The organism is Stenotrophomonas sp. YJH_SMC_101-4, assembly GCF_059370395.1.
The window spans coordinates 352,039-375,950 of sequence record NZ_JCAFTP010000002.1 but is presented as its reverse complement, the minus strand read 5'-3'; the positions used below and the strand labels follow the sequence as shown (position 1 = coordinate 375,950).

Here is a 23,912-nt window from a genome sequence, read left to right as displayed (position 1 = left end):
TTCCGCACAGGAACTCAGCCCACCTCCGGCTCTCCAAACTTCAGTGCATTGCCAACGCGTGCGATGGCGTGGATCGCCGGCAACAGTTGCGCCCCCAGGGCGGTGAGTGCGTATTCGATCGAAGGCGGCGAGGTATCGCGCTCGTGCCGGGTGATCATCCCCTTCAGCTGCATGTCGCGCAGGCGCGCCGTCAATGTCTTGGCCGTCACCGGCGCCAGATCGATGCGCAACTCTCCAAAGCGTCGTGGCCCCGCGCTCAGCGACCACACGATCTCGGCCGTCCAGGCACCCGCCAACAGTGCCATGCATTTGGTCAACGGACAGATGCTGCCCGGATCCTGCGCTTGGCTTTTTCGCACCTTCAAGCCCATGTCATTTGCTCCAAGTGGTTTCCAGTTGGAAACCCGATTCTCGCGTCGCGTTGCTGCCGGGAGCTCCTGCGCCCTGCAGTCGCCAGCATACTGGCCAGCCCCTCCCCCACGATGAAACAACGATGAAGCTCTACTACACACCGGGAACGTGTTCGCTGGCTGCTCATATCCTGCTGCGCGAACTGGGAATCGAGTTCGATATGGATCGAGTCGACCACGCCACCAAGCGCACCGAAAGCGGCGAGGATTTCCTCAAGATCAACGCCAAAGGCTACGTTGCCGCGCTGCGGCTGGACAACGGTGAAGTCCTGACCGAAGGCGCGGCGATCCTTCTCTACCTTGCCGATGTGGCGGGTGTTGAATTTTCGGTTCCGGTGAGTGCAATCGGCGCGGCGCGCTTGCACGAATGGCTGGTCTACATCGCCGCCGAACTACACCCGACATTTGGTCCGCTGTTCCATCCCGAGTCGGATACAGTGCTGGAACGGTCCAAGCAGCGACTCTACCGGAAGCTGGACATTGTCGAATCCGGCTTGTCCGATGGCCGCAGATACCTGTTGGGCTCGTCCATTTCCATTGCCGACATCTACCTGTTCGTAGTGGTCAACTGGACAGGGCATCTTGGTATCGATCTCACCCCCTGGCCCTTTACCCAGGCACTTCTGCAGCGAGTCAGTGAACGGCCTGCGGTGAAGGAGGCCATGACCTTCGAAGGGCTGCTGTAAGGCACCACCCGGGGCGTCCACTGTACGTCCCCATCCGCATTAGTGCAGCGGTGGTCTATCCTTGCTGCACGCCGCTGGCATTCATGGCCGGCACAAGTGCAAAGGACTGACATGATCCACCAGACTGAACTGCGCGACCTGCTACCCGGCATGGTCCCCTTCCCCACCGACGTCTTCCCTGCCGACCAGGCCTGGCTTGGCCAGCATCTGCTGCCGCTGCTGAAGATCGACCTCGGCCTGCTGCGCCCGGAACTGGCCGGCCAGGTGGCAACGATGCTGTGCCCGATCGAGCCGTATGACGGCTGCATCGGCGAGACCACCGAAGAACACCACAACGATTTCACCGGCACCAACTGGATCGCCTTCGAACTGACCGCCGGCAACGAGATGCGCTTTCTCGGCAACGAGGGCTATTTCATCGGCGACGCGGTGCAGGACAAGCACGCGCAGGAACACATCGCACAGATGCGCGAGAGCTACGCCAAGGCCCGCGACTACCATGCCGCGCACGGCCGTCTCGCCTGCTACTCGCGCTACGGCAACGGTGAGGCCAGCGAGCGCGATTACCTGGATACGCTGGGGGGACGGATTTCCTGTGGCAACTGGATCGAAACAGCCGATATTCCGGCCGCCTTCACCCTGGAATTCACCGACGCCGCCAACGACCGGCATGCTCCAGATGATGCCGAACTGGCGATCATCCGCCACGGTGGCCACAAGTTCTTCGCCGTGGCCGAAGTCGCTGGCTACAACTGGTGCGCCACCGGCGCCGACGCGATAGTGATGCTGTATGAGCCGGTGAGCCGCACGGTGCTGTTCTCGTACGATTGGACGTAGCATCCCGCCGGGCATGGCCCGGCGCTACCCAGGCATGACCGCCGGATCATCACTGGTAGCGCCGGGCCATGCCCGGCGGAACGGGTGACGCGTTACGGCGCAGCCTTGCGCACGGTCAGCGCCGCACTCGCTTCGCCACCGCCTTCCAGCTGCAGCCGCAGCGGCAGCGCCTGGCCTTCCTTCAACGGGCCCTTGCCCTGCATCAGCATCAGGTGCAGGCCACCGGGCTTGAGCTCGGCACGCGCGCCCGGTGCCAGTGGCAGGCGCTCGATCGCGCGCATCCGGCTGACCCCATCGACGATGGTGGTTTCGTGCAGCGACACATCGCCAAACACCGCACTGCTTGCGCCGGTGATCACCACCGCCTTGCTGCAGCCGTTGTGGATCACGCCGTAGCCGGCGGTCATCGGCATCGCCGGATTCGGTGGCAACCGCGCCCAGCCCTGCTCCACCGTGACGCAGGCCGGTTCCGCCGCCGAAACCGATGCTGCGGCCGCACACAGAACCAACAGTACGCCAACGAATGGTTTGGTTATCATCGTCCAGGTTCCTTCTTCGCAACGAGACCGCAGCATGACGACGCTCATCGAGGTGATCAACCATGGCCCCATTCGCGAACTGCGCCTGGCGCGGCCGCCGGTCAACGCACTGGACACCGAACTGTGCCGGCAGTTGATCCATGCCATCGAGCTGGCCATGGCCGAAGACGCGCACGGCATCGTGCTGTCGGGCAGCGAGCGCATCTTCACCGGCGGCATGGACGTGCCGCACCTGCTCTCGCATGGAGATGACAAGCACAAGTTGCTGGACACCTGGAACGCCTTCTTTGGCGCCGTGCGCACGCTGGCCGAGAGCCGCATTCCGGTGGTCGCGGCGATCACCGGCCACGCCCCGGCGGGTGGCTGCGTGCTGGCCCTGTGCTGCGACTACCGCGTCATGGCGCGCAGCGCCGATCCGTCGCGACCGTATGCCATCGGCCTGAACGAAGTGCAGGTCGGCCTGATCGCACCGGAGGGCATCCAGCGCCTGCTGCGCCGTGCGGTGGGCGTGCACCGCGCCGGTGTCCTGCTGACCACCGGTTCGCTGGTGCCGGCCGAACAGGCGCTGCAGATCGGCCTGGTCGACGAACTGGCCGAAGGTGACCTGGTGGTCGCGCGTGCCGTGGCCTGGCTGCAGAACCTGCTCAAGCAGCCGCGCCAGCCGATGCTGCTGACCCGCGCCATCGCCCGCGCGGACCTGCACGTGGCGCTGCAACCGGACCTGATCCAGCTCGACCGCTTCGTCGAGGCCTGGTTTGCGCCGGACGCACAGAACGCCCTGCAGGCGCTCGTGGCCCGCCTCGGCAAATAGCGGTTGCCTCGCCCGGGGTCAGATCCCTTTCGCCGGGCGAAAGGGAACTGACCCCTGACCGGTATAATCAGGCCCTCTTTCACTGCCGTGGCCGCCCCCTTGAACGACACGCCCGAACCCGTCGTCTCCGAGCTGATCGACCTGCTCACCCTGGAGCGGCTGGAGGACAACCTGTTCCGCGGGCAGAGCCGCGACATCGGCACCAAGTACGTGTTCGGCGGGCAGGTGCTGGGCCAGGCGCTGGCCGCGGCCCAGGCCACGGTCGACAACGGCCGCCACGTGCACTCACTGCACGCCTACTTCCTGCGCGCCGGCAACATCGACCACCCGATCGTCTACGACGTGGACCGCACCCGCGACGGCGGCAGCTTCTCGGTACGCCGGGTCACTGCGATCCAGCACGGCAAGGTGATCTTCTTCTGCGCGGCCTCGTTCCAGCAGGCCGAGACCGGCGCCGAGCACCAGCACAAGATGCCCGAAGTGCCGCAGCCGGAAGACATCGAACCGAACCGTCCGCTGCCGGCCGAAGTGCTGGAGCGGCTGCCGATCAAGGTGCAGCGCTGGCTGTCGCGCGGCGGCCCGTTCGAGTTCCGCCATGTCTACCCGCGTGACGAACTGAACCCGCCCAAGCGTCCGCCCTACCACCAGGTGTGGCTGCGCCTGAGCGAGCCGGTCGGCGACGCCCCGGAACTGCACCAGGCGCTGCTGGCCTATGCCTCCGATTTCCACCTGCTGGGAACGGCAACCTTCCCGCACGGCATCAGCTATTACCACCCGCACGTGCAGATGGCCTCGCTCGACCACGCGATCTGGTTCCATCGCCCGTTCCGCGCCGACGACTGGCTGCTGTACTCCCTGGACAGCCCCAGCGCGCAGGATTCGCGCGGCCTGGCCCGCGGCCAGTTCTTCACCCGCAACGGCGTGCTGGTGGCCAGTACCGCGCAGGAGGGCCTGATCCGCGTGGTTCCCGACCAGGCCGCGGCCGCCGCCGTGCCGGCCAAGGAGTAAACCGATGCGCCAGATCTTCAGCAGCCAGCGCGTGGAAACCGTCGAAGGCGTAGCCGACCTGCTGCGCGAGCACGGCATCGACGTCAAGGTGACCAACGGGCGCTCGTACAAGACCCGCCGCCGCGGTCAGTTCAGCTATACCGACCTGGGCAACGCCAACGCCTACCCGGCAGTCTGGATCGTGCGCGCCGACGATCAGCCGCGCGCACGCGAAATCCTGCGCGAGGCCCGCCTGCTCGACACCACCCGCCGCGACCACCCAACCGCCGAGTTCGCCTTCCGCGACACCGCCGAAACGAGCGGCAGCGGCCGCGGCTGGGCCTGGCGCATCCGTATCGCCCTGCTGGTGGTGATCGCCGGCGTGGCGCTGGTGATCGGCCTGCGCCATCGCGGCGCCCCGGCACCTGCCGCACCGGCCCCTGCCCCGCAGGCCCAGCCGCAGCAGGCGCAACCGGCCCCTCAGGCCGCGCCGGAAGAGGAAGAAATCCGGGTCCGTATCCAGCCCTCCAAGTAAGAGGCGGTAGCGCCGGGCCATGCCCGGCGAGCACAGCGGCCTGGCACCAGGGCCGCGACTTCACCGTAACCCGTCAGGATTGGAGCCCCCTTGTTGTTCAAGGGGGTGCGCCAACGGCGCGGGGATGAGGTGGAATGCGCGGACCGCAGATGCATCAGCATCTGCGGTCACATTGGGCGCGCAGCTCCGTCATGGGACACAATCCCAGCAGGAGAGCCGCCGCCATGACGACGTTCGCCGCATCGATCGACCAGACCCTGGAACGCGAACTGCCCGCTGCCGCCAGCGGTTGCCAGCACGCCTACGGCCGCATCGTGCTGGCCTGCCAGAACACGGTCACCGCCATCGCGCTGGCCATCACCCGCGACCGCCAGGCCAGCGAGGACATTGCCCAGGAAGCCTTTGTGAAGGGCTGGCAGCAGCTGCACCAGCTGCGCAGCGCGACCAGCTTCCTGCCGTGGCTGCGGCAGATCACCCGCAACCTGGCCCGCGACTGGCTGCGCGCCCAGCGTGGCCGTCCACTGACCGGCGAGGCGGCCGAGGTGGCGATGGGGATGGCCGCAGATCCGTCGCCGGGCGCCGCCGATCGCCTGCAGCGGGTGGAGGAAGAAATCGCCGCCGAGGACATCATCTCCACCCTACCCGCCGACAGCCGCGAAGTGCTGTTGCTGTACTACCGCGAAGGCCAGCGCTCGCAGCAAGTGGCCGACCTGCTCGGTCTCAGCGACGCGGCGGTGCGCAAGCGCCTGTCGCGCGCCCGCACCCTGGTGCGCGACGGCCTGCTGCAGCGCTTCGGTGAGTTCGCACGCAGCAGCGCGCCGAGCGCTGCATTCGCCACCGCCGTGGTGTCGATGGTCCTGGTGGCCGCACCCGGCACCGCCAGTGCCGCGATCCTGCTCAGCACCGGCGTCGGCGTGGGCGGCAGCAAGCTGGGCCTGGGCGGCGTCAGTGCCGCAGGCGGCGCAGCCATGGGTTCACTGACGGCCGCCGCCAGCCAGCTGCACCTGATACCCGCCAGCAACTGGGCCGCCGTTGCCGGGGGCGTCGTCGGTGGCATCATCGGCAGCTATCTGGGGGGCCGCTTCCTGCTGCGCTTCGCAGACACCCCGCAGGAACGGGCGGCCGTGCGACGGTTCGTGCACCTCAATACGTTCACTGCGATGGTCGTCTGCACCAGCCTGTTGGTTTCGCTGATGCTGCAGGTGCCGCTGTGGCTGCAACTTGCCATTCTCGTCATCGGCCTGGGTACGGTGAACTACCAGTGCCTGGTGCCGCTGCAGCGCGTGATGGCCCCCATGATCGCGCGTGATTCGGCGCGGCGCGGCCGCAGCGGAACCAACTGGCAATACGAATCCGTCTACGGGCGCACCGGCATCATCGGCGCGAACGTCTTCGTGATCGCCCTGGTGGTGTATGCATTGATGCGCAGCGGAAACGTATAACGGACAACGCCGGCAGTCTGCCGGCGTTGTCGTCATTCACTGCGTCGACCCTCAGCGCTGCGGCGCCGGTGCGCCACCGTCGCGCGGACCGCCATGGCGCGGGCCACCGTGCATCGGGCCCTTGGCGGCGTCGAACTCGGCCTTGCTCAGCTGGCCGTCCTTGTTGGTGTCGGCGGCGGCGAACCAGGCATCACGATGCTGCTTCATGCGCAGCTCGCGGTCGGCCTTGTCCAGGTAGCCGTCCTTGTTCAGATCACGCTGGTCGAAGCGCGCGGCCAGGCGCGGATCGGCCTTGGCTTCCTCGCGGCTGATGCGGCCGTCCTTGTTGGCGTCCAGCTTGGCCCAGCGCTCACCGCCGTGGCCACGGCGACCATGCTTCCAGCGCGGCAGCTCATCGCGCGAGAGCTTGCCGTCCTTGTTCTTGTCCAGCTCGTCGAACTTCGCGGCCAGGCGCGGGTTGGCAGCGGCTTCGCCGCGGTCGATGACGCCGTCGCCGTTGGTGTCCAGCTTGGCCGGACGCTGCGCGGGCGTGGCCGGGGTGTCGGCAGCGAGCGCGATACCGGAAGCGGAGGTGCCGAGCAGCAGGGCCAGCAGCAGGGGGGTACGGATCATGAGGTCACTCCTGGGGATGGGAACAGCGTCGGGGTGATCACTTCACCCTCGGGGGACAACAACGCCCGGGCGCGACATCGGTTGACGCCGCTGCCGGTGCCATTCATCCGGCGGACAGTCGCCGCCACTGCGACAACCTGGGGCTATGCTGTGCCCATGGCGATGCATGGCGACAGAGACGACGAACTGCGACTTTTCCAGACCGGCGAGCACCCCTGCGGGTACTGGTCGGACCGGGTGGCACGCGACCTGGTGCTGGACCCGAACGACCGCCGCCTCGGTGCGCTCTATCCGCTGGCACTGAGCTCGGGCTTCCGCCGCAGCGGCGATCTGGTCTACCGGCCCCATTGCGCGCACTGCCAGGCCTGCGTGGCGGTGCGGATCCCGGTGGCGCGCTTCGCTCCGGACCGCAGCCAGCGCCGCTGCGCCGCCCGCAATGCCGACCTGGAGGTACGGATCACCGCCGCCACCGCCCGCGACGACCTGTTCGCGCTGTATCACCGCTACCTCACCCACCGCCACGCCAATGGCGGCATGGACGACCACGGCCCGCACGAATTCGAGCAGTTCCTGATCGGCAGCTGGTCGCACACCCGTTTCATGGAAATGCGCCTGCCCGGCCACGACGGCCAGCCCAGCCAACTGCTGGGGGTGGCGGTGACCGACGTCACCGAGCACGGCCTGTCGGCGGTCTACACGTTCTTCGACCCGGACCACGCCGCGCGCGGGCTGGGCACCTTCGCGATCCTGCAGCAGATTGAATGGGCGCGCCGCGAGGGCCTGCCACACGTGTACCTGGGCTACTGGATCCGCGGCCACCAGAAGATGGACTACAAGCGCCGCTTCCATCCGCTGGAGGCGTACGACGGCCGCCGCTGGCACGATTTCGACAACGAACTGGACGGGCGCTGACAAACCGCTGACACCAGGCCAGGTGCACAATACGGCCCATGAACATGACCCGCCGCCATCCCCTGATCCTCGCCCTGGCCCTGCTCTGCGGCGCCACCGCCCCTGCCTTCGCCACGTCCCCCGCGATGACCGAAAAGCCGTCCACTGCGCTGCGCCTGGCTACCTACAACACCTCGCTGTACTCCGACGACGCCGGTGGCCTGATCAAGGAACTGGAAGGCGACAGCGAGCACGCACGCAAGATCGCCGCGGTACTGCAGCAGGTGCGCCCGGATCTGGTGCTGCTGAACGAATTCGATTTCGACGACGCCCATCGCGCCGCCGACCTGTTCCAGAAGCGCTACCTGGAAGTCGCCCAGCCCGGCGGCGGCAAGCCGCTGCACTTCGCCTACCGCTATCTGGCCCCGGTCAATACCGGCGTGCCCAGTGGCCTGGACCTGGACAACAACGGCGTGGTCGGCGGCGAAGGCCGCAGCCGCGGCAACGATGCGTGGGGCTACGGCCTGCACCCGGGCCAGTACGGCATGCTGGTGCTGTCGCGTTACCCGATCGATGAAGCCAAGGTACGCAGCTTCCAGCTGCTGAAATGGAGTGCGATGCCGGGTGCCATCCGCCCGGTCGATCCGCGTACCGGCCAGAGCTTCTACAACGACCAGGTGTGGTCGCAGCTGCGCCTGTCGTCGAAGTCGCATTGGGACGTGCCGGTGAAGACCCCGGCCGGCGTGGTGCATGCGCTGGTCTCGCACCCGACCCCGCCGGTGTTCGACGGCCCGGAGAAGCGCAACGCAGCGCGCAACCACGACGAGCTGCGCCTGTGGCAGGAGTACCTTTCCAAGGGTGACAAGCCGTGGCTGTGTGACGACAAGGGCCAGTGCGGTGGCCTGGCGCAGGACGCACGCTTCGTGATCCTGGGCGACCTCAACAACGACCCGGTCGACGGCGATGGCCGCCATGAGGCGATCGTCGAGCTGATCGAAAACGCCCGCGTGCTGCGCTACCCCACCCCGCGCAGCGTCGGCGGTGAGCAGACCAGCCTGGCCTATGCGGCCAAGGGCATCGAGCGCAAGGGCGCACCGTTCCACGCCACCGGCGACTTCGGCCCAAAGTCCGGCACCATGCGCCTGGACTACGTACTGCCCTCGACCGGTTTCGAGTACATCGGCAGCGGCATCTTCTGGCCGGCCAATGAAAGCCCGGAGGCGAAGATCGCCGACGGCAGCGACCACCACCTGGTGTGGGTGGACGTGAAGCCGTAAGGCAGATTGCGCTGTAGAGCCGAGCCCACGCTCGGCTCTCGCGCGCGGCACGGATTGAAAAGCAGCCGAGCGTAGCGTGGGCCCGGCTCTACAGGAAACTTACGCAGCGCAGGGAAAGCCGCCGGGCATGGCCCGGCGCTACCGCTTTACGGGCGCAGTTCGACGCCGATGGCGTCGGCGGCATCACGCGCGATGGCGCGTGCTTCGTCAATGGTTTCCGCGCGCGCCAGGGTCACGCCCACGCGGCGATGGCCGTGCACGCTCGGCTTGCCGAACAGGCGCACGGCGGTGTCCGGCACGTGCAGGGCGGCGGCGACGTTGTTGAAGTACGGCACGCCCTCGCCGTGCGCCAACAGCGCGCACGAGGCCGACGGGCCGCTCTGGCGGATCACCGGAATCGGCAGGCCGAGGATGGCGCGCGCGTGCAGCGCGAACTCGCTCAGCTCCTGCGATACCAGCGTCACCAGGCCGGTGTCGTGCGGGCGCGGCGACACTTCGCTGAACCACACCTCATCACCCTTCACGAACAGCTCGACACCGAACAGGCCCCAGCCACCGAGGTCGTCGGTGATCGCGCGCGAGATCTCTTCCGCGCGCGCCAGTGCCGCGCTCGACATCGGCTGCGGCTGCCAGCTTTCGCGATAGTCGCCGTCCTTCTGCAGGTGGCCGATCGGTGCGCAGAACGAGGTGCCGCCGGCGTGGCGCACGGTCAGCAGGGTGATCTCGTAATCAAAATCGATGAAACCTTCGACGATGCAGCGGCCCGCACCGGCACGGCCACCGGTCTGCGCGTACTCCCAGGCCGGGGCGATGTCCGCCTCGCTGCGCAGGGTGCTCTGGCCCTTGCCCGAGGACGACATCACCGGCTTGACCACGCACGGCAGGCCGATGGCGGCCACGGCAGCACGGTACTCGACCTCGGTATCGACGAAGCGGTACGGCGAGGTCGGCAGGCCCAGGGTTTCGGCGGCCAGGCGGCGGATGCCTTCGCGGTCCATGGTCAGGCGTGCAGCACGCGCGGTCGGGATCACCCGCAGGCCCTGCTCCTGTTCCAGCTGGACCAGGGTCTCGGTGTGGATGGCCTCGATCTCCGGCACTACCAGGTGCGGCTGCTCCTGGGCGATCAGCGCGCGCAGGGCCATCGCGTCCAGCATGTCGATCACGTGCGAGCGGTGTGCGACCTGCATCGCCGGCGCGTCGGCGTAACGGTCGGCGGCGATCACCTCCACACCCAGCCGCTGCAGCTCGATGGCCACCTCCTTGCCGAGTTCGCCCGAGCCCAGCAGCAGCACGCGGGTGGCGGAGGGGGACAACGGAGTTCCAAGCTTGGCCATGGCAGTTCCAGCAGCGATGTGAAGGCGGGTGGGCATTCTAGCTGGCCGGGCACCCGGGCCATGGCATCCGACGAACGGTAGTCGACAAGTGATATCACTTTGATATCTTCACTTCGAACCCTCAAGGACGTACCGCCATGAAAGAGAAGTCGCTTGCCTCCCTCAACGGCCTCGGCACCCTGGCCGGATCCCTGCTGGCTGCGCTGGCCGGCGGCGCGCTGTTCGTGCTGGGGGTGGCGGCCAAGGCCAGCACCGGCTCGCCCAACCTGCTGCTGATGCTGGCCGGCGTGCTGGTGGTCGCTGCCGCGGTCTTCATCCTGGCCGGCCTGTACACCATCCAGCCCAACCAGGCGGCCGTGCTGAGCCTGTTCGGCAAGTACGTCGGCACCGTCAAGGACAACGGCCTGCGCTGGAACAACCCCTTCTACGCCAAGCGCCGGGTCAGCCAGCGCGTGCGCAACTTCGAGAGCGGCAAGCTGAAGGTCAACGAGCTGGACGGCAGCCCGATCGAGATCGCCGCAGTGATCGTCTGGCAGGTGGTCGACGCCTCCGAAGCGGTCTACAACGTGGACGACTACGAGAGCTTCGTGCACATCCAGTCCGAATCCGCGCTGCGCGCGATGGCCACCAGCTATCCCTACGACCAGCACGAGGACGGCCAGCTGGCCCTGCGAAGCCATGCCAACGAGATCTCCCAGCACCTGAAGAACGAGCTGGCCGAGCGCCTGGCCGATGCGGGTGTGCAGGTGATCGACGCGCGCATCAGCCACCTGGCCTACGCCGCTGAAATCGCCCAGGCGATGCTGCAGCGGCAGCAGGCCAACGCGGTGATCGCCGCGCGCACGCGCATCGTGGCCGGTGCGGTCGGCATGGTCGAGATGGCCCTGGCCGAACTGCAGAAGAACGGGGTGGTTGAGCTGGACGAGGAGCGCAAGGCGCACATGGTCAGCAACCTGCTGACCGTGCTGTGCTCGGACCGCGGCACCCAGCCGATCGTCAATGCCGGCTCGCTGTATTGAGCCACACTCGCAACGGGGCGCCCCACCGCCCCGCCAGGAGCCCCCATGAGTGAGAAGAAAGCCTATCCGCTGCGCATCAACGCCGAGGTCCTGGCCGCGGCGCAGCGCTGGGCCGACGACGAGCTGCGCAGCCTCAACGCGCAGATCGAATACGTGCTGCGCGACGCCCTGCGCAGGGCAGGACGCCTGCCGAAACCCACGCCATCGCCGGAGGACAAGGAATGAGCACGCGCTGGAGTTACCAGACGATCGAAGTGAAGACCACGATGATGGGCACCCTGAAGGCCGAGGACATCCAGAGTGAACTGACCCGCCAGGGCCAGCTTGGCTGGGAACTGGTCAACGTCATCATCCCGGCCCCGATGCGCCCGGCGATGCTGGTGTTCAAGAAGGAGGCCTGAACCATGGGCGGCAGCGACCCCAAACCCTTTGACGTGGCCGAGAGCTCGCCGCTGCGCGTGCTCTGGATCGTGCTGCCGCTGCTGGCTGCCTTCGTGGCCTGCCTGTACGCACAGCTGTACAAGGCACCGGCAAGCGCACCCTGGATCGAAGTGACGCTGTCGCCGCCCTGGTTCCGGATGGGCGGCAGTGCGGCATGGAGCCTGATCGTCATCGCTGTACTCGCTGTCGGGCTGGGAGCCGCATTCTTCCGCCGCCGCGTGGCGCTGGCCGGCAACGTGCTGGACGTGCGCTCGACGATGTATCGGCGGCGCGTGCCAGTGGCGCAGCTGCGGCTGGACCAGGCCGAGGTGGTCGACCTGCAGCGTGACCGCCGCTACGGCATCCGTGTCAAAACCAATGGCTATTCAATGCCGGGCTTCTACTCGGGCCACTTCCGCCTGCAGGGCGGCGGCAAGGGCTTCGCCCTGGTCACCGACCGTGCGCGCGTCCTCGCCCTGCCGGTCAGTGATGGCAGCACGCTGCTGCTCAGCGTGGACCGGCCGCAGGCGCTGCTCGATGCACTGCGCAAGGTGGCCGCGTCGGCGCCACGGCAGTAAGCTGCGGCGATGCAACGACGCGCCCCCCTGCTGATCAATACCGAGGCCATCGAGCTGTGGCCCGCCCACCTGCTGCGTGCACGCAGCAACCTGGATGCACGCCTGCTGTCGCAGGCGCACTGGGTGCTGCGGCGCAAGCGCGATGGCCGCTACCTGGCGGCGGTACTGGCGCAGGGTGTGCACGCCATGGTGCCGCACCTGCCACGCGAGCCCGGGGTCGAGGAAGCACTGGCGCTGCTGGATGCCGCGGCAGCGCGGCCGTTCGGCGCCGGACTGGAAGATCAATGGCTGCCGCTGGCCGGGTTGCAGCAGCGCCTGCAGCAGCTTGGCCTGGATGCACAGCGCTACGCAGACGGCAGCGGCTTGCCGCTGGAATCCGAACCGTGCCTGCTGCACTTCGCCGGTCGCGACCGCTTCGCCCGCCCATTGTGGCTGCGCCGTGGCGCCGCGCAGGGCTGGCGGCGGATGCAACTGCACGCGGCACAGGACGGAATTGCGCTGGACGCGATCTCCGGCTTCCGCAGCCATGCCTACCAGCTGGGCATCTTCGAACGGAAGCTGGCGCGCGGCTTGAGCGTGGCAGAGATCCTGAAGGTGAATGCCGCACCGGGGTTCAGCGAACACCACAGCGGCCACGCGCTGGACATCGGCACGCCGGGCGACGCGCCGGCCGAAGAATCGTTCGAAGCCACCGACGCGTTCGCGTGGCTGCAGGCCCATGCCGGTGAACACGGCTTCCATCTGAGCTACCCCCGCGACAACCCGCACGGAATCGTCTACGAACCGTGGCACTGGTGCTGGAAGCCGGCCAACGGCTGAGCCCCTCGTGGCGAAAGCCTGGGGCAATCAGTGCATGGCCGCAGGATGGAACAAGAGAGCAAAGACAAAAGCGGGTCGCTTCGCTCGAAGCCGAGCATGGCTCGGCTCTACAGAAGCTGACGGCGCAGCGGTGTCGTGCTTGGCCGATCTCCGCTGCCGTCACCGCCTCAACGCATTGATCCCCAGCAACACCCATCCGGCCATCATGCTGGTGCCGCCAATCGGTGCCATCCGCGTCGGCCACTGCCACAACGCGCCGCCCACCAGGCTGCCGGAAAACAGCAGCACTCCCAGCAGCAGCACGTACAGCGCCAGGTGCGCGATCGCTCCCTGCGCGCGCGGTCCGAGCGCCACCAGTACCGCACCATGCGCGAACGCATACAGCGCCGCCATGTTCAGATGCTGCTGCGCCAGCGGGTCGGCCACACCGTGCGAGGCGTAGGCCGACAGGCCGATCGAGGCGGCGGCCAGCAGCGCACCCAGGCAGGCCAGCAGCGAAGGCTTACGTGCGCGACGTTCGAGATTGAACATGTGGGCTCCTTGCGCAGCGCCCTTGCCGGGCGCCAGATGAAAAAAAACGCGCCGCAATGAGCGGCGCGTTTTCGTGTCCAACACTACATGGGTCAGCCGAAGCTTACTTGACGGCCCAGTAGATGTCGTAGGTACCTTCCGGGGTGAACGACTTGTCGATGCCGTCCTTCCAGGTTTCGTACGGACGGTCGATCACTTCGTTGCCGGAAGTCACGGCCCAGGCACGCAGACCGTTGCGGGCCACGTCCAGACCCGCCATGTGGCCGGTGTAGGCGGCATGCGCCGAACGGTGCGGAGCCACATGCACGTACTTGACCGGGGCGCCACCGTCGATCTTGACGGTCAGCTCTTCAGCGGTGGCACCTTCAGCACCCTTCTTCTTCACCGGCTGGGCGATGTCGAAGGCGTACTTTTCCTGACCGAAGTCGGTGGTGATGATGCGGAACGGACCGGCGGCTTCAAGGCCATTGGCCTCCATCACGCGCTTGATCCACTCCTGGTTGTCCTTGATGGACTTGGTGATCGTGTCCTGACCACGGTCCACGTTACCGGCGTTGACGACCAGCAGGTCTTCAGCCGGCACGTCGACGATGCCCAGATCGGTCAGCGGGGCTTCCGGGGTGCGGTAGTCCACGTTCGGGACGGTGGCCAGCATGTTGGCCATGCGCGACAGACCCATCTTGATGTCGTCGCCGATCTGGCGGCTGACATACAGGCCTGCATAACGGCCGAACAGGTCAAAGCCGTACTTCACCGAATAGTCCTGGGTGATCTTGACGTTGCGGCCACCCTTGCCGGTCGGCTCCAGCGTGAAGGTGGTGATCTTGTCGTGACCCTTGGTGGCGTCATCGATGGCGATCGCAACGCGCTTGTTCTCTTCGGCTTCGGTAATCTTCCAGGAACCGGTGCCCAGGTCCTTGGAGGTGAAGTCGAGAGTGGCACCGACGCCGGAGGCCGGGCCGGACAGCTTCAGTTCAACGGCGGGATCGCGCAGTACCAGCGGGTTCCAGTCCTTGAAGCGGCGCAGGCTGCTGACCGTGTCGTACACGATCGTCATCTTGCGGTTGGTCTCGATGCTTTCGGTGATGTGACGCTCGCCCGGCAGACATACGCCAATGATGACGAACAGGCCAGCCACGATCCCCAAGGCGATCAGGAACTCGATAATACGGGTCATTCAGAGAGTCTCCGGGGCCGATCCCACGGCCGGGTTGATTGAAGCGAAGCGCCAATCCTAGCAGGCTTCGCGGGCATTGTTTATCGGGATTGGCGCACCGGTTTCCCTGCCGGCTGCGTATTTGTATGGACAAAGAATTCGAAGGGTACCGCATACCGATACCCGTGAAGTAGGGGGCAACCCCACCCGAGGGCCATGCCTGGGCCTCAAGTCATTGTCCTGAAAAGGTTTTCCTCAGACCAGCTGAAGCTCGAACGCCTTCAGTACGGCACGCGTACGGTCGCGCACGCCCAGCTTGGACAGGATGTTGGACACGTGGTTCTTGATGGTGCCTTCGGCCACACCCAGCGAATTGGCGATCTCCTTGTTGGAGAAGCCACTGGCCATCAGGCGCAGGATCTCGGTCTCGCGGTCGGTCAACGGGTCCGGCCGGTCCAGGCTGACGAACTCGTTGCGCATGTGCTCCAGGCCGGACAGCAGGCGCTGGGTCACGGCCGGCTGCACCAGCGAACCGCCTTCGGCCACGGTGCGGATGGCACCGACCAGCTGCGCCAGGGTCACGTCCTTGAGCAGGTAGCCCTTGGCACCGGCCTTGAGCCCGGCCAGCACCAGCTGGTCGTCGTCGAAGGTGGTGAGGATGATGGTCGGCGGCAGCTGCTCCTGGCGCGACAGCACCTGCAGCGCCTCCAGCCCGGACATCACCGGCATGCGCATGTCCATCAGCACCACGTCGGGACGCACCTGCGGTATCAGCTCGACCGCCTGCCGGCCATCGCCGGCCTCGGCCACCACCTCGATACCGTCGTCGAGCGCCAGCAGGGAGCGGATTCCCTGCCGCACCAGGGTTTGGTCGTCGACCAGGCAGACGCGAATCATCAACGCACTCCTTCAGGAACCTTGGTAAGGGCGGCCACCAGCACCGTTGCCGGCACCGTCGCCCGCAACCGGAAGCCTTCACCGGGCCGGGTTTCGACCTGCAGCTGGCCACCACATTGTTGCAGGCGCTCGCGCATGCCGCGCAAGCCATTGCCCACATTGACCATATCCGCGCCGACACCGTCGTCGCGGGCCTCCACCACCACCCGGTCGGGGGCTTCACGGTACACCTTGATCCACAGGTGGCGGGCGCCGGCGTGGCGCACCGCGTTGGTGATGATCTCCTGGGTGCAGCGCAGCAGCACGTGGGCCCTCTGCGGGTCCTCCACGTTCAGCGGATCCTCGATGTCCAGCTGGATGTCCAGCGAAGGCACATTCTCGGTCAGCGGGCGCAGTGCCGCGGCCAGATCGATGGCGCCGGTCTCACGCAGCTGGCTGACCACCTCGCGCACGTTGCCCAGCAACAGCTTGGCCAGGGCGTGCGAGCGCTTCACATGGTCCAGCGCCTGGCCCTCGGCCAGGTGGCCGGCCACTTCCAGGTTCAGGGTCAGCGCAGTCAGCTGATGCCCCAGAAGATCGTGCAGCTCACGCGAAATGCGGGTTCGCTCATTGACCCGGGCGCTTTCGGCCAGCAGGGCGCGGGTGGCGCGCAGCTCCGAATTGAGCCTTCGCTGCTCGTCGCGGGCCTGGGTCTGCTGTCGCGCGACAAGGCTGGTCACGAAGATGAACATGGAAAAGCCGCCATACAGCAGCGATTGCATCACGGCTTCGAACAGCGGGAAGTGCAGCAGCATGTAATAGACCGGGGCCACCGCCAGCTGGCTGACCAGCAGCCACAGCACGCACAGGCGCGCCGACAGCATCCACGGAATGACGCCGGCAGCCACCATCATCAGGATGCTGCCAAGGCCGGAACCACTGAGGTAGCTGACGCCGAGCGCCGAAACCGTCAGCAGCAGCAGCAGGCCGCGGTCCAGCCAGGTGGTGTGACTGTCGCTGTCGCTGCGCAGGAGGCGGGTCAGCCAGTAGTACGCGGCGCCGAAGGACAGGTAGGCGACGAACAGCAGGATCGCCCAGCTGCCCATATCGCTGCGGCTGTGCAGGTTCTCGAACTGCGAGTACGCCAGTGGCAGGCCGACCATGACCCAGGTAAACAGGCCGGCCAGACGGAGGACGCGGGTATGGCTGAGGACTCCCAACATGCCAGCACTCTACGGGCCCGGCCTGCGTCGCGCACTCCCACGGAAGTCATGCATCTGCGGCCCCCTGTTCATGCCGCAGCCCACCCCGGGCATGCAATAATCGTGCGCAGGGTCCAATTTGACGGACCAACCGCGTTACCCCACGGAGTCACAATGTCGATTGTCATCCGCGACGTGCGCGAGCACGAGCTCGATTCCGTCCTGGCTTTGAACAACAACGCTGGCCTGGCCATCCTTCCCCTGGATGCGGCCCGCCTGCGCCTGTTCTACGAAACCGCTGAGTATTTCCGCGTCGCCGAGCGCGACGGCAACCTGGCCGGTTTCCTGATCGGCTTCGGCAGCGACAGCCAGCACGACAGCAGCAACTTCGCCTGGTTCAAGCAGCAGCTGGACACCCCGTTCTTCTATATCGACCGCATCGTGGTCGCCAGCCGCCGTCGTGGCGGTGGCGTCGGCCGTGCGTTCTATGCCGACGCGCAGAGCTTCGCCGAGCTGCGCTACCCGCAGATGACCTGCGAAGTCTTCCTCGACCATGGCGCCGATGCCGCCCTGCTCTTCCACGGCAGCTTCGGCTTCCGCGAGCTGGGCCAGAACACCATGCCGCAGGTCGATGTGCGCGCCAGCATGCTGGCCAAGGAACTGTGCAGCTACCCGTGGGTCCAGGAGACCTACGGCGGCAAGCTGCCGGATGTGGCATGGACACGTGCCCGGCAGCTGCCGGCACAGGCACAGCGGCCGACGGGGACCTGAGCGTGGCGGTGAATTTCGATTACGAACAGGCCGGTGAACTGAAGATCGGCCAGGTGGGCGTCGCCAACCTGCGCATCCGCACCCTTGATGTCGAGCGCCTTGTGCAGGAAATGCGTGAACGCGTCACCCGTGCGCCGAAACTGTTCGGCCGCGCGGCGGTGATCCTCGACTTCGGCGGCCTGAGCCAGGTGCCGGACGTGGCTACCGCGCAGGCGCTGGTCGATGGCCTGCGCAGTGCCGGCGTGCTGCCGGTGGCGTTGGCCTATGGCACCAGCGCGGTCGACCTGCTCTCGCAGCAGCTCGGGCTGCCCCTGCTGGCCAAATTCCGCGCCCAGTACGAGCGTGCCGAGGCCGAGCCGGCTCCGCCGCCGTCCGCGCCTGAACCGCGTCGCGCGGCCCGTGCCGAACCGAAGCCGGCGCCGGCCACGCCGGTGGCCAAGGTCGCCGACGCCGCCGCACCGCAACCCGGCCGCATGCAGCTGGGCAACGTGCGTTCGGGCCAGCAGCTGTACGCTGAGAACTGCGACCTGACCGTGATGGCCACCGTCGGTGCCGGCGCCGAAGTCATCGCCGACGGCAGCATCCATATCTACGGCACCCTGCGCGGCCGCGCGCTGGCAGGGGCCCAGGGCAACACCGCGGCACGCATTTTCTGCCGTGATTTCCATGCGGAACTGGTGGCCATTGCAGGCCACTACAAGGTACTGGACGATGTCCCGGACAACCTGCGCGGCAAAGCCGTGCAGGTGTGGCTGGAACAGGACCAGATCAAGATCGCTGCGCTGGACTGACGCAGCTCCAAACTCATGCAGAACCAGGAGAAGTCCTTTGGCTGAAATCATCGTAGTCACCTCCGGCAAGGGCGGCGTCGGCAAGACCACTTCCAGCGCGAGCCTGGCCTGCGGCCTGGCACGGCGCGGCAAGAAGGTGGCGGTGATCGACTTCGACGTCGGCCTGCGCAACCTCGACCTGATCATGGGCTGCGAACGCCGCGTGGTGTACGACTTCGTCAACGTCGTGCACGGCGAAGCGACCCTCAAGCAGGCCCTGATCAAGGACAAGCGCTTCGAGAACCTGTACGTGCTGGCCGCCTCGCAGACCCGCGACAAGGACGCACTGACCCAGGAAGGCGTGGGCAAGGTCCTGAAGGACCTGGCCGCCGACGGTTTCGATTACATCATCTGCGATTCCCCGGCCGGCATCGAGAAGGGCGCCTTCCTGGCGATGTACTTCGCCGACCGCGCCGTGGTGGTGGTAAACCCGGAAGTGTCGTCGGTGCGCGACTCGGACCGCATCATCGGCCTGCTCGATTCGAAGACCCACAAGGCCGAGTCCGGCCAGGACGTGCCGGCCTTCCTGCTGCTGACCCGCTACACCCCGCTGCGCGTGGAAAGTGGCGAGATGCTCAGCATCGCCGACGTCGAGGAAGTGCTCGGCCTGAAGGCGATTGGCGTGATCCCCGAGTCGGGTGACGTGCTCAACGCCTCCAACAAGGGCGAGCCGGTCATCCTGGATGTCGAGTCCGCTGCCGGCCAGGCCTACGACGACGCCGTCGCGCGCATCCTCGGCGAAGAACGCCCGATGCGCTTCACCAACGTCGAGAAGAAGGGCTTCTTCAGCAAGCTGTTCGGAGGGTAAGCATGGGCCTGTTTGATTTCCTCAAAGCGAAGAAGACCACCGCCGAAACCGCCAAGAACCGCCTGCAGATCATCATCGCGCAGGAACGCAGCAACCGTGGCGGCCCCGATTACCTGCCGCTGCTGCAGCGTGAGCTGCTGGAAGTGATCAAGAAGTACGTGAACATCGACGTCGATGCGGTGAAGGTCGACCTGGTGAAGGATGGCCAGCACGACGTGCTGGACATCTCCGTGGCGCTGCCTGAAGGCCCGGACAAACCCTGATCTCCTGCCCCGCCCGTGCCTGCATGGGCGGGGCTGCCCGAACCGCATGACCGATACGACAACCGCCGTGGACATCACCTGCGTGGGCGACATCGCCTTCGCCGATGCGCAGCGCCTGCTCGCCGCGCATGGCCTGCGGCTGCACCACGTCGCGGCCGGTGAAGCGATTCCCGGCAGCTACTGGGGCGAGCCCGAGGCCGGCATCATCGCCAGCAACGTATACGTGCGCGACGACACTCCCGTGCATTCGATGCTGCACGAAGCCTGCCACCTGATCGTGCTGCCGCCGGAGCGGCGTGCGCGGGTGCATACCGACGCCACCGACTCGGTGGCCGAGGAAGATGCCACCTGCTACCTGCAGATCGTGCTGGCCGGGCAGCTGCCGGGTGTTGGCACTGCGCGGCTGATGGCCGACATGGATGCCTGGGGGTATACGTATCGGCTGGGATCCACCAAGGCGTGGTTTGAACAGGACGCCGAGGATGCGCGGGCGTGGTTGATCGAACGCGGGTTGCTGCAGGCGGCGTAACCGCCATCCACGCATGGCGTGGATCTACTGTAGAGCCGAGCCCATGCTCGGCTGCTCTTCGCTGTCACGAGCGCGAATGCAAAGCCAGAAGCAGCCGAGCATGGGCTCGGCTCTACAGGATCAACCCTGCCCGGCCAGCGCGCGCAGGGTAATACCGACGATGTAGGCCAGGTACGTGCCGGTCGCATAGCCCATCGTGCCCAGCAGCACGCCCACCGGCGCCAGCGCCGGATGGAACGCGCCCGCCACTACCGGCGCCGAGGCCGGGCCACCGATGTTCGATTGCGAACCGATCGCGAAATAGAAGAACGGCACCTTCAGCAGTTTGCCCAGGCACCACAGCAGCACGATGTGCACGGCAATCCAGATCAGGCCGAGCAGGAACAGCCACGGGCGATCCAGCAGCGCCAGCAGATCCATCTGCATGCCGATGCAGGCGATCAGGAAATACAGCAGCAGCGAGCCCAGCCGCGAGGCGCCCGCCCCTTCCAGGGTACGTGCACGGGTGAAGCTCAGGCTCAGGCCCAGCGAGGTCGACAGCACCACCACCCACACGAACGGCGCATCCAGGCTGAACTGCGAAGCCCAGCTGACGTTGGCCTTGAACCACGCCGCCAGCGGCGCGCCGATGGCGTGCGACAGGCCCACGCCACCGAAGGCCACCGCCACGATCAGCATCAGGTCGGTAAGGCTGGGAATGCGCTCGTGCTCGGCCTGGAAGCGCGCGATGCGCTCCTTCAGTTCATCGATGGCCGAGGTATCGGCGCCACTGCGTGCATCGATCTTCGCGGCACGCCCGGCCAGGAAGATCAGCGCGGCCATCCACACGTAGCCGACACCCACGTCGACCACCGCGAACTGGCCGAACGTGGTGGCGTTGACGTCGAACACTTCGCGCATCGCCAGCATGTTGGCGCCGCCGCCGATCCAGCTGCCCGCCAGGGCGGCCATGCCGGCCCAGGTGTCACCGGCCACGGTTTCCGGATGCACCGCGCGCATCAACAGGAACGCCACCACCGCGCCGAGCATGATGCTGGCCGACGCGCCCAGGTACATCAGCACCAGCTTCGGGCCCAGCCGCAGGATGCCCTTGATGTCCACCGCCAGCGTCAGCAGGATCAGCGCCGCCGGCAGCAGGATGTCGCGTGCGATCGGGTTGTAGAGCTTGGTGTTCTGGCCATCGATGAGGCCGACGGTGTTGTAGATGCCGGGAATCAGGTAGCACAGCAGCAGCGCCGGCACGAACGTGTAGAAGCGCTTCCACAGGCCCTGCTCGCGCGAGGCGGTCCAGAACACGGCGCCGAGGGTGGCGGCGATCAAGCCGAAGACGACGATGTCGTTCTGGATCATGCAGGGGCTCTTGTAGAGCCGAGCCATGCTCGGCTGCTGTTGGCGAAGGTGTGCCGACCAACGGTCGGCACCCACCGGCGGGAACATCGGCACCCACCGTCGAAAACAAAAGCGCCGCCCCGAAGGGCGGCGCTGCAACCATCAGTTGCCGATGTGCTGCTTCAGCCAGGCATTGACGGTGTCATGCCACAGGATGCTGTTGTTCGGCTTCAACACCCAGTGGTTCTCGTCCGGGAAGTACAGGAACTTCGATTCGATGCCCTGGCGCTGTGCAGCGGTGAACGCAGCCAGGCCCTGCTCGACCGGAATGCGGAAGTCCTGCTGGCCGTGGATGACCAGGATCGGCTTCTTCCAGTCCGCCACGTGGTTGACCGGGTTGAACTTCTCGTAGTTCGCGGCCTTCTGGTACGGGGTACCGCCCTGCTCCCACTCGGTGAACCACAGCTCTTCGGTGGCGTAGCCCATCATGCGCTGGTCGAACACGCCGTCATGGTTGACCAGGCACTTGAACGGGCTGTTCCAGTTGCCGGCGATCCAGTTGACCATGAAGCCACCGTAGCTCGCGCCCAGCGCACAGGCCTTGTCACCGTTGAGGAAGGAATACTTCTTCAGCGCCGCGTCCCAGCCCTTCTGCAGGTCTTCCAGCGGGCGGTCGCCCCAGTGCTGGCTGATCGCATCGGTGAAGGCCTGGCCATAGCCGGTGGAACCGTGGAAATCGATCATCACCACCGCGTAGCCCTGGCCCGCGTAGGTCTGCGGGTTCCAGCGGTAGCTCCAGCCGTTGCCGAAGCTGCCCTGCGGACCGCCGTGGATCAGGAACGCGACCGGGTACGACTTGCCTTCCTGGTAGTTGTGCGGCTTGACCACGTAGCCGTGCACGGTGTCGTTGTTCCAGCCCTTGAACTCGAACTGTTCGTAGTCACCGAAGGTCACGTCCTTCAGTACGTCGCCAGCAGCCGGGGTCAGCGCGCGCAGTTCGCCGATGGCTTCGCCCGCGGCCGGCAGCAGGCCGACCAGTACCTGGTCGTTGCTCTTCAGGCTGTTGCGGGTGATGGCCACGCTGTTGCCGGCCACGTCGACAGCAGTAACGCTGCCATCGCCAATCAGCTTGGTGGCCTTGCCGCTGGCCACGTCGATCTGGAACAGCGGGTGTTCGCCGAGGTCATCGGCGGTGGTGTAGATGCTGGCGCCGTCGGCGGACAGGGCGATGCCGCCAGCCGAACGATCCCACTGCGGGGCGATCTCGCGCGTCTTGCCGCTGGCAACGTCCATCGCCATCAGGCCAAAGCGATCGGCTTCGAAGCCCGGGCGCTTCATCGCACGGTAGAACAGGGTCTTGCCGTCGGCGCTGAACACCGGGCCGGCATCCCAGGCCGGGTTGGACGCGGTCAGGTTGACCGGTGCCTGCTTGCCCGCGGCGTCGAAGCGGTACAGGTCGAAGTTGGTCGACCACGGCTCCTGCTTGCCGGCCACACGGATGCTGGCCACCACGCTGGCACCATCCGGCGACCACGCGAAATCATCGTTGCCACCGAACGGCTTGGACGGCGCGTCGCCATCGATGGTCGCGCTCAGTGCAGAAGCGCCCTTGACCGCGCCGGCCTTGGCCGACGGCAGCGGCGCCACGAACAGGGTATTGCGGCGGCCGTCGTTCCAGGTATCCCAGTGGCGCACGAACAGCGAATCGAAGACCTTGCCGCTGGCCTTGGCGCCGGCCACGTCCTTCAGCTTCTTCTCGGTGCAGGTCAGGTCCGAGGCGCAGGCCTGGAACACGCCGGCGCTGAACAACACGCGGTCGTCCTGCGGCGACACGTGGTAGCTGTCCACGTCCACCGGGAAGTCGGTCAGCTGGCGCGGAGCACCGCCGCTGATCGGCTGCGCGTACAGCTGCTGGCTGCCGTTCTTGGCGCTGAGGAAGTACACGGTCTGGCCATCGGCCGACAGTGAAGCGGAATTGACACTCCAGCCAGCCGGGGTGATCTGCTTCGGCGGCGCCGCATCGCGGGTGCGCAGGTTGCGTGCGAACAGCGCGGTGGAGGCCTTCAGGTTGGCGTCGACGCTGCGCTTGGCGAACACCACGGTGCCGCCGTCAGCGGTCAGTACCGGCGCGGAGACGCGGTCCATGGCCACCATGTCGCGGACTTCCAGGCCACGGGCAGCGGCAACGCTGGGCAGGGCGGCCAGCAGGCTCAGTGGCAGCAGGGCATGACGCAGTTTCATCGGGGTCTCCGCAGGACGGCAAAAAACCGATGTTAGGCCCGTGCGGCCGGGGCTGCCAAGGCCATCGGTCATGCCTGCGGGCGGGCAATCGCCAGAAACAGCAAACCGCGCCGTAGCGCGGTTTGTGGGGACACGGGGGGCGGATCCGATTCCGGCGGAATCGGCTCTGACCCCAGACG

The 23,912-nt window shown here is 66.7% G+C and carries 28 protein-coding genes; 18 read left to right on the top strand and 10 right to left on the bottom strand.

Translation table 11 applies throughout. The features are described from left to right. Positions 1-14 precede the first annotated feature (14 nt). Positions 15-371, bottom strand: coding sequence for a winged helix-turn-helix transcriptional regulator (locus tag AC5P8D_RS07950; protein WP_049434627.1), 357 nt, complete (start codon positions 369-371; stop codon positions 15-17). 122 nt (positions 372-493) lie between these two features. Between AC5P8D_RS07950 and gstA the strand changes: the two genes are divergently transcribed. Then, positions 494-1,096, top strand: coding sequence for a glutathione transferase GstA (gene gstA, locus AC5P8D_RS07945; protein ID WP_049434626.1), 603 nt, complete (start codon positions 494-496; stop codon positions 1,094-1,096). Between the two features lie 111 nt (positions 1,097-1,207). Further along, a complete protein-coding gene (locus AC5P8D_RS07940) occupies positions 1,208-1,933 on the top strand; it encodes an enolase (RefSeq protein WP_414614371.1) in 726 nt (241 codons plus the stop codon). A gap of 92 nt (positions 1,934-2,025) precedes the next feature. On the opposite strand, the gene AC5P8D_RS07935 is transcribed toward AC5P8D_RS07940, so the two are convergent. Then, on the bottom strand, positions 2,026-2,472 hold the full coding sequence (locus AC5P8D_RS07935; protein WP_010483333.1) for a copper chaperone PCu(A)C: 447 nt from the start codon (positions 2,470-2,472) through the stop codon (positions 2,026-2,028). Positions 2,473-2,506: 34 nt separating this feature from the next. On the opposite strand from AC5P8D_RS07935, the gene AC5P8D_RS07930 reads away from it, so the two are divergent. The 4 genes from AC5P8D_RS07930 (at position 2,507) to AC5P8D_RS07915 (ending at position 6,247) form a co-directional block, all read left to right on the top strand. Continuing rightward, the gene (locus tag AC5P8D_RS07930; protein ID WP_010483336.1) at positions 2,507-3,283 is read left to right on the top strand and encodes an enoyl-CoA hydratase/isomerase family protein; all 777 of its coding nucleotides are present in this window, start codon (positions 2,507-2,509) and stop codon (positions 3,281-3,283) included. 87 nt (positions 3,284-3,370) lie between these two features. Then, positions 3,371-4,291: an acyl-CoA thioesterase II gene (gene tesB / locus AC5P8D_RS07925; RefSeq protein WP_005408551.1), complete on the top strand. Its 921-nt coding sequence runs from the start codon at positions 3,371-3,373 to the stop codon at positions 4,289-4,291. 4 nt (positions 4,292-4,295) lie between these two features. After that, on the top strand, positions 4,296-4,805 hold the full coding sequence (locus AC5P8D_RS07920) for a pathogenicity-like protein (RefSeq protein ID WP_099560427.1): 510 nt from the start codon (positions 4,296-4,298) through the stop codon (positions 4,803-4,805). 224 nt (positions 4,806-5,029) lie between these two features. Beyond that, entirely contained in the window at positions 5,030-6,247 is a 1,218-nt protein-coding gene (locus tag AC5P8D_RS07915; RefSeq protein WP_043396739.1) for an RNA polymerase sigma factor, read from the top strand. Between the two features lie 51 nt (positions 6,248-6,298). On the opposite strand, the gene AC5P8D_RS07910 is transcribed toward AC5P8D_RS07915, so the two are convergent. Continuing rightward, positions 6,299-6,859 (bottom strand): EF-hand domain-containing protein, encoded by a 561-nt coding sequence (locus tag AC5P8D_RS07910; protein ID WP_191850874.1) that lies wholly within the window; start codon positions 6,857-6,859, stop codon positions 6,299-6,301. Positions 6,860-7,015: 156 nt separating this feature from the next. On the opposite strand from AC5P8D_RS07910, the gene AC5P8D_RS07905 reads away from it, so the two are divergent. Together AC5P8D_RS07905 and AC5P8D_RS07900 are read left to right on the top strand one after the other, a co-directional pair. Next, complete coding sequence (locus AC5P8D_RS07905; protein WP_495203226.1) at positions 7,016-7,771, top strand: arginyltransferase; 756 nt, start codon at positions 7,016-7,018, stop codon at positions 7,769-7,771. A gap of 38 nt (positions 7,772-7,809) precedes the next feature. After that, the gene (locus tag AC5P8D_RS07900; RefSeq protein ID WP_053442671.1) at positions 7,810-9,027 is read left to right on the top strand and encodes an endonuclease/exonuclease/phosphatase family protein; all 1,218 of its coding nucleotides are present in this window, start codon (positions 7,810-7,812) and stop codon (positions 9,025-9,027) included. A 146-nt stretch (positions 9,028-9,173) separates the two neighbouring features. Here AC5P8D_RS07900 and purT read toward each other — a convergent pair whose 3' ends face one another. After that, positions 9,174-10,361: a formate-dependent phosphoribosylglycinamide formyltransferase gene (gene purT / locus AC5P8D_RS07895; RefSeq protein WP_329921603.1), complete on the bottom strand. Its 1,188-nt coding sequence runs from the start codon at positions 10,359-10,361 to the stop codon at positions 9,174-9,176. A 137-nt stretch (positions 10,362-10,498) separates the two neighbouring features. Here purT and AC5P8D_RS07890 point away from each other — a divergent pair, with 137 nt between their 5' ends. From AC5P8D_RS07890 to AC5P8D_RS07870, 5 genes are read left to right on the top strand one after another with little or no spacing between them, the layout of a single operon-like run. After that, positions 10,499-11,380 (top strand): SPFH domain-containing protein, encoded by an 882-nt coding sequence (locus AC5P8D_RS07890; protein ID WP_043396748.1) that lies wholly within the window; start codon positions 10,499-10,501, stop codon positions 11,378-11,380. Positions 11,381-11,425: 45 nt separating this feature from the next. Then, positions 11,426-11,605, top strand: coding sequence for a type II toxin-antitoxin system antitoxin (locus tag AC5P8D_RS07885; protein ID WP_010483358.1), 180 nt, complete (start codon positions 11,426-11,428; stop codon positions 11,603-11,605). After that, on the top strand, positions 11,602-11,781 hold the full coding sequence (locus AC5P8D_RS07880; RefSeq protein ID WP_010483360.1) for a DUF4177 domain-containing protein: 180 nt from the start codon (positions 11,602-11,604) through the stop codon (positions 11,779-11,781). Before AC5P8D_RS07885 ends, AC5P8D_RS07880 begins: the two co-directional genes overlap by 4 nt. A 3-nt stretch (positions 11,782-11,784) precedes the next feature. After that, positions 11,785-12,378, top strand: a complete 594-nt coding sequence (locus AC5P8D_RS07875) for a PH domain-containing protein (protein WP_049434606.1) — start codon at positions 11,785-11,787, stop codon at positions 12,376-12,378. A gap of 9 nt (positions 12,379-12,387) precedes the next feature. Beyond that, entirely contained in the window at positions 12,388-13,197 is an 810-nt protein-coding gene (locus tag AC5P8D_RS07870; RefSeq protein WP_478406887.1) for a M15 family metallopeptidase, read from the top strand. 159 nt (positions 13,198-13,356) lie between these two features. On the opposite strand, the gene AC5P8D_RS07865 is transcribed toward AC5P8D_RS07870, so the two are convergent. The 4 genes from AC5P8D_RS07865 to AC5P8D_RS07850 form a co-directional block, all read right to left on the bottom strand. Further along, positions 13,357-13,728 (bottom strand): DUF423 domain-containing protein, encoded by a 372-nt coding sequence (locus AC5P8D_RS07865; RefSeq protein WP_010483366.1) that lies wholly within the window; start codon positions 13,726-13,728, stop codon positions 13,357-13,359. Between the two features lie 103 nt (positions 13,729-13,831). Further along, positions 13,832-14,905 carry a polyketide cyclase gene (locus tag AC5P8D_RS07860; RefSeq protein ID WP_021203110.1) on the bottom strand — a complete coding sequence of 358 codons (1,074 nt, stop codon included), beginning with the start codon at positions 14,903-14,905 and terminating at the stop codon, positions 13,832-13,834. A 234-nt stretch (positions 14,906-15,139) separates the two neighbouring features. Further along, positions 15,140-15,781, bottom strand: a complete 642-nt coding sequence (locus AC5P8D_RS07855) for a response regulator (RefSeq protein WP_005408537.1) — start codon at positions 15,779-15,781, stop codon at positions 15,140-15,142. Continuing rightward, a complete protein-coding gene (locus AC5P8D_RS07850; RefSeq protein ID WP_043396763.1) occupies positions 15,781-16,983 on the bottom strand; it encodes a sensor histidine kinase in 1,203 nt (400 codons plus the stop codon). Before AC5P8D_RS07850 ends, AC5P8D_RS07855 begins: the two co-directional genes overlap by 1 nt. 153 nt (positions 16,984-17,136) lie before the next feature. Between AC5P8D_RS07850 and AC5P8D_RS07845 the strand changes: the two genes are divergently transcribed. From AC5P8D_RS07845 to AC5P8D_RS07825, 5 genes are read left to right on the top strand one after another with little or no spacing between them, the layout of a single operon-like run. After that, entirely contained in the window at positions 17,137-17,733 is a 597-nt protein-coding gene (locus AC5P8D_RS07845) for a GNAT family N-acetyltransferase (RefSeq protein ID WP_010483371.1), read from the top strand. Then, a complete protein-coding gene (minC, locus tag AC5P8D_RS07840) occupies positions 17,679-18,524 on the top strand; it encodes a septum site-determining protein MinC (protein WP_049455603.1) in 846 nt (281 codons plus the stop codon). Before AC5P8D_RS07845 ends, minC begins: the two co-directional genes overlap by 55 nt. A gap of 37 nt (positions 18,525-18,561) precedes the next feature. Further along, complete coding sequence (gene minD, locus AC5P8D_RS07835) at positions 18,562-19,371, top strand: septum site-determining protein MinD (protein WP_010483375.1); 810 nt, start codon at positions 18,562-18,564, stop codon at positions 19,369-19,371. A gap of 2 nt (positions 19,372-19,373) precedes the next feature. Then, positions 19,374-19,634 (top strand): cell division topological specificity factor MinE, encoded by a 261-nt coding sequence (gene minE / locus AC5P8D_RS07830; RefSeq protein ID WP_004148073.1) that lies wholly within the window; start codon positions 19,374-19,376, stop codon positions 19,632-19,634. Between the two features lie 46 nt (positions 19,635-19,680). Next, positions 19,681-20,163: a hypothetical protein gene (locus tag AC5P8D_RS07825; RefSeq protein ID WP_057502711.1), complete on the top strand. Its 483-nt coding sequence runs from the start codon at positions 19,681-19,683 to the stop codon at positions 20,161-20,163. 120 nt (positions 20,164-20,283) lie between these two features. Here AC5P8D_RS07825 and AC5P8D_RS07820 read toward each other — a convergent pair whose 3' ends face one another. Both AC5P8D_RS07820 and AC5P8D_RS07815 read right to left on the bottom strand, forming a co-directional pair. Beyond that, positions 20,284-21,513 carry a DUF819 family protein gene (locus AC5P8D_RS07820; RefSeq protein ID WP_495203225.1) on the bottom strand — a complete coding sequence of 410 codons (1,230 nt, stop codon included), beginning with the start codon at positions 21,511-21,513 and terminating at the stop codon, positions 20,284-20,286. 141 nt (positions 21,514-21,654) lie between these two features. Beyond that, positions 21,655-23,733, bottom strand: coding sequence for an alpha/beta hydrolase family protein (locus AC5P8D_RS07815; protein ID WP_019336622.1), 2,079 nt, complete (start codon positions 23,731-23,733; stop codon positions 21,655-21,657). Positions 23,734-23,912 lie beyond the last annotated feature (179 nt).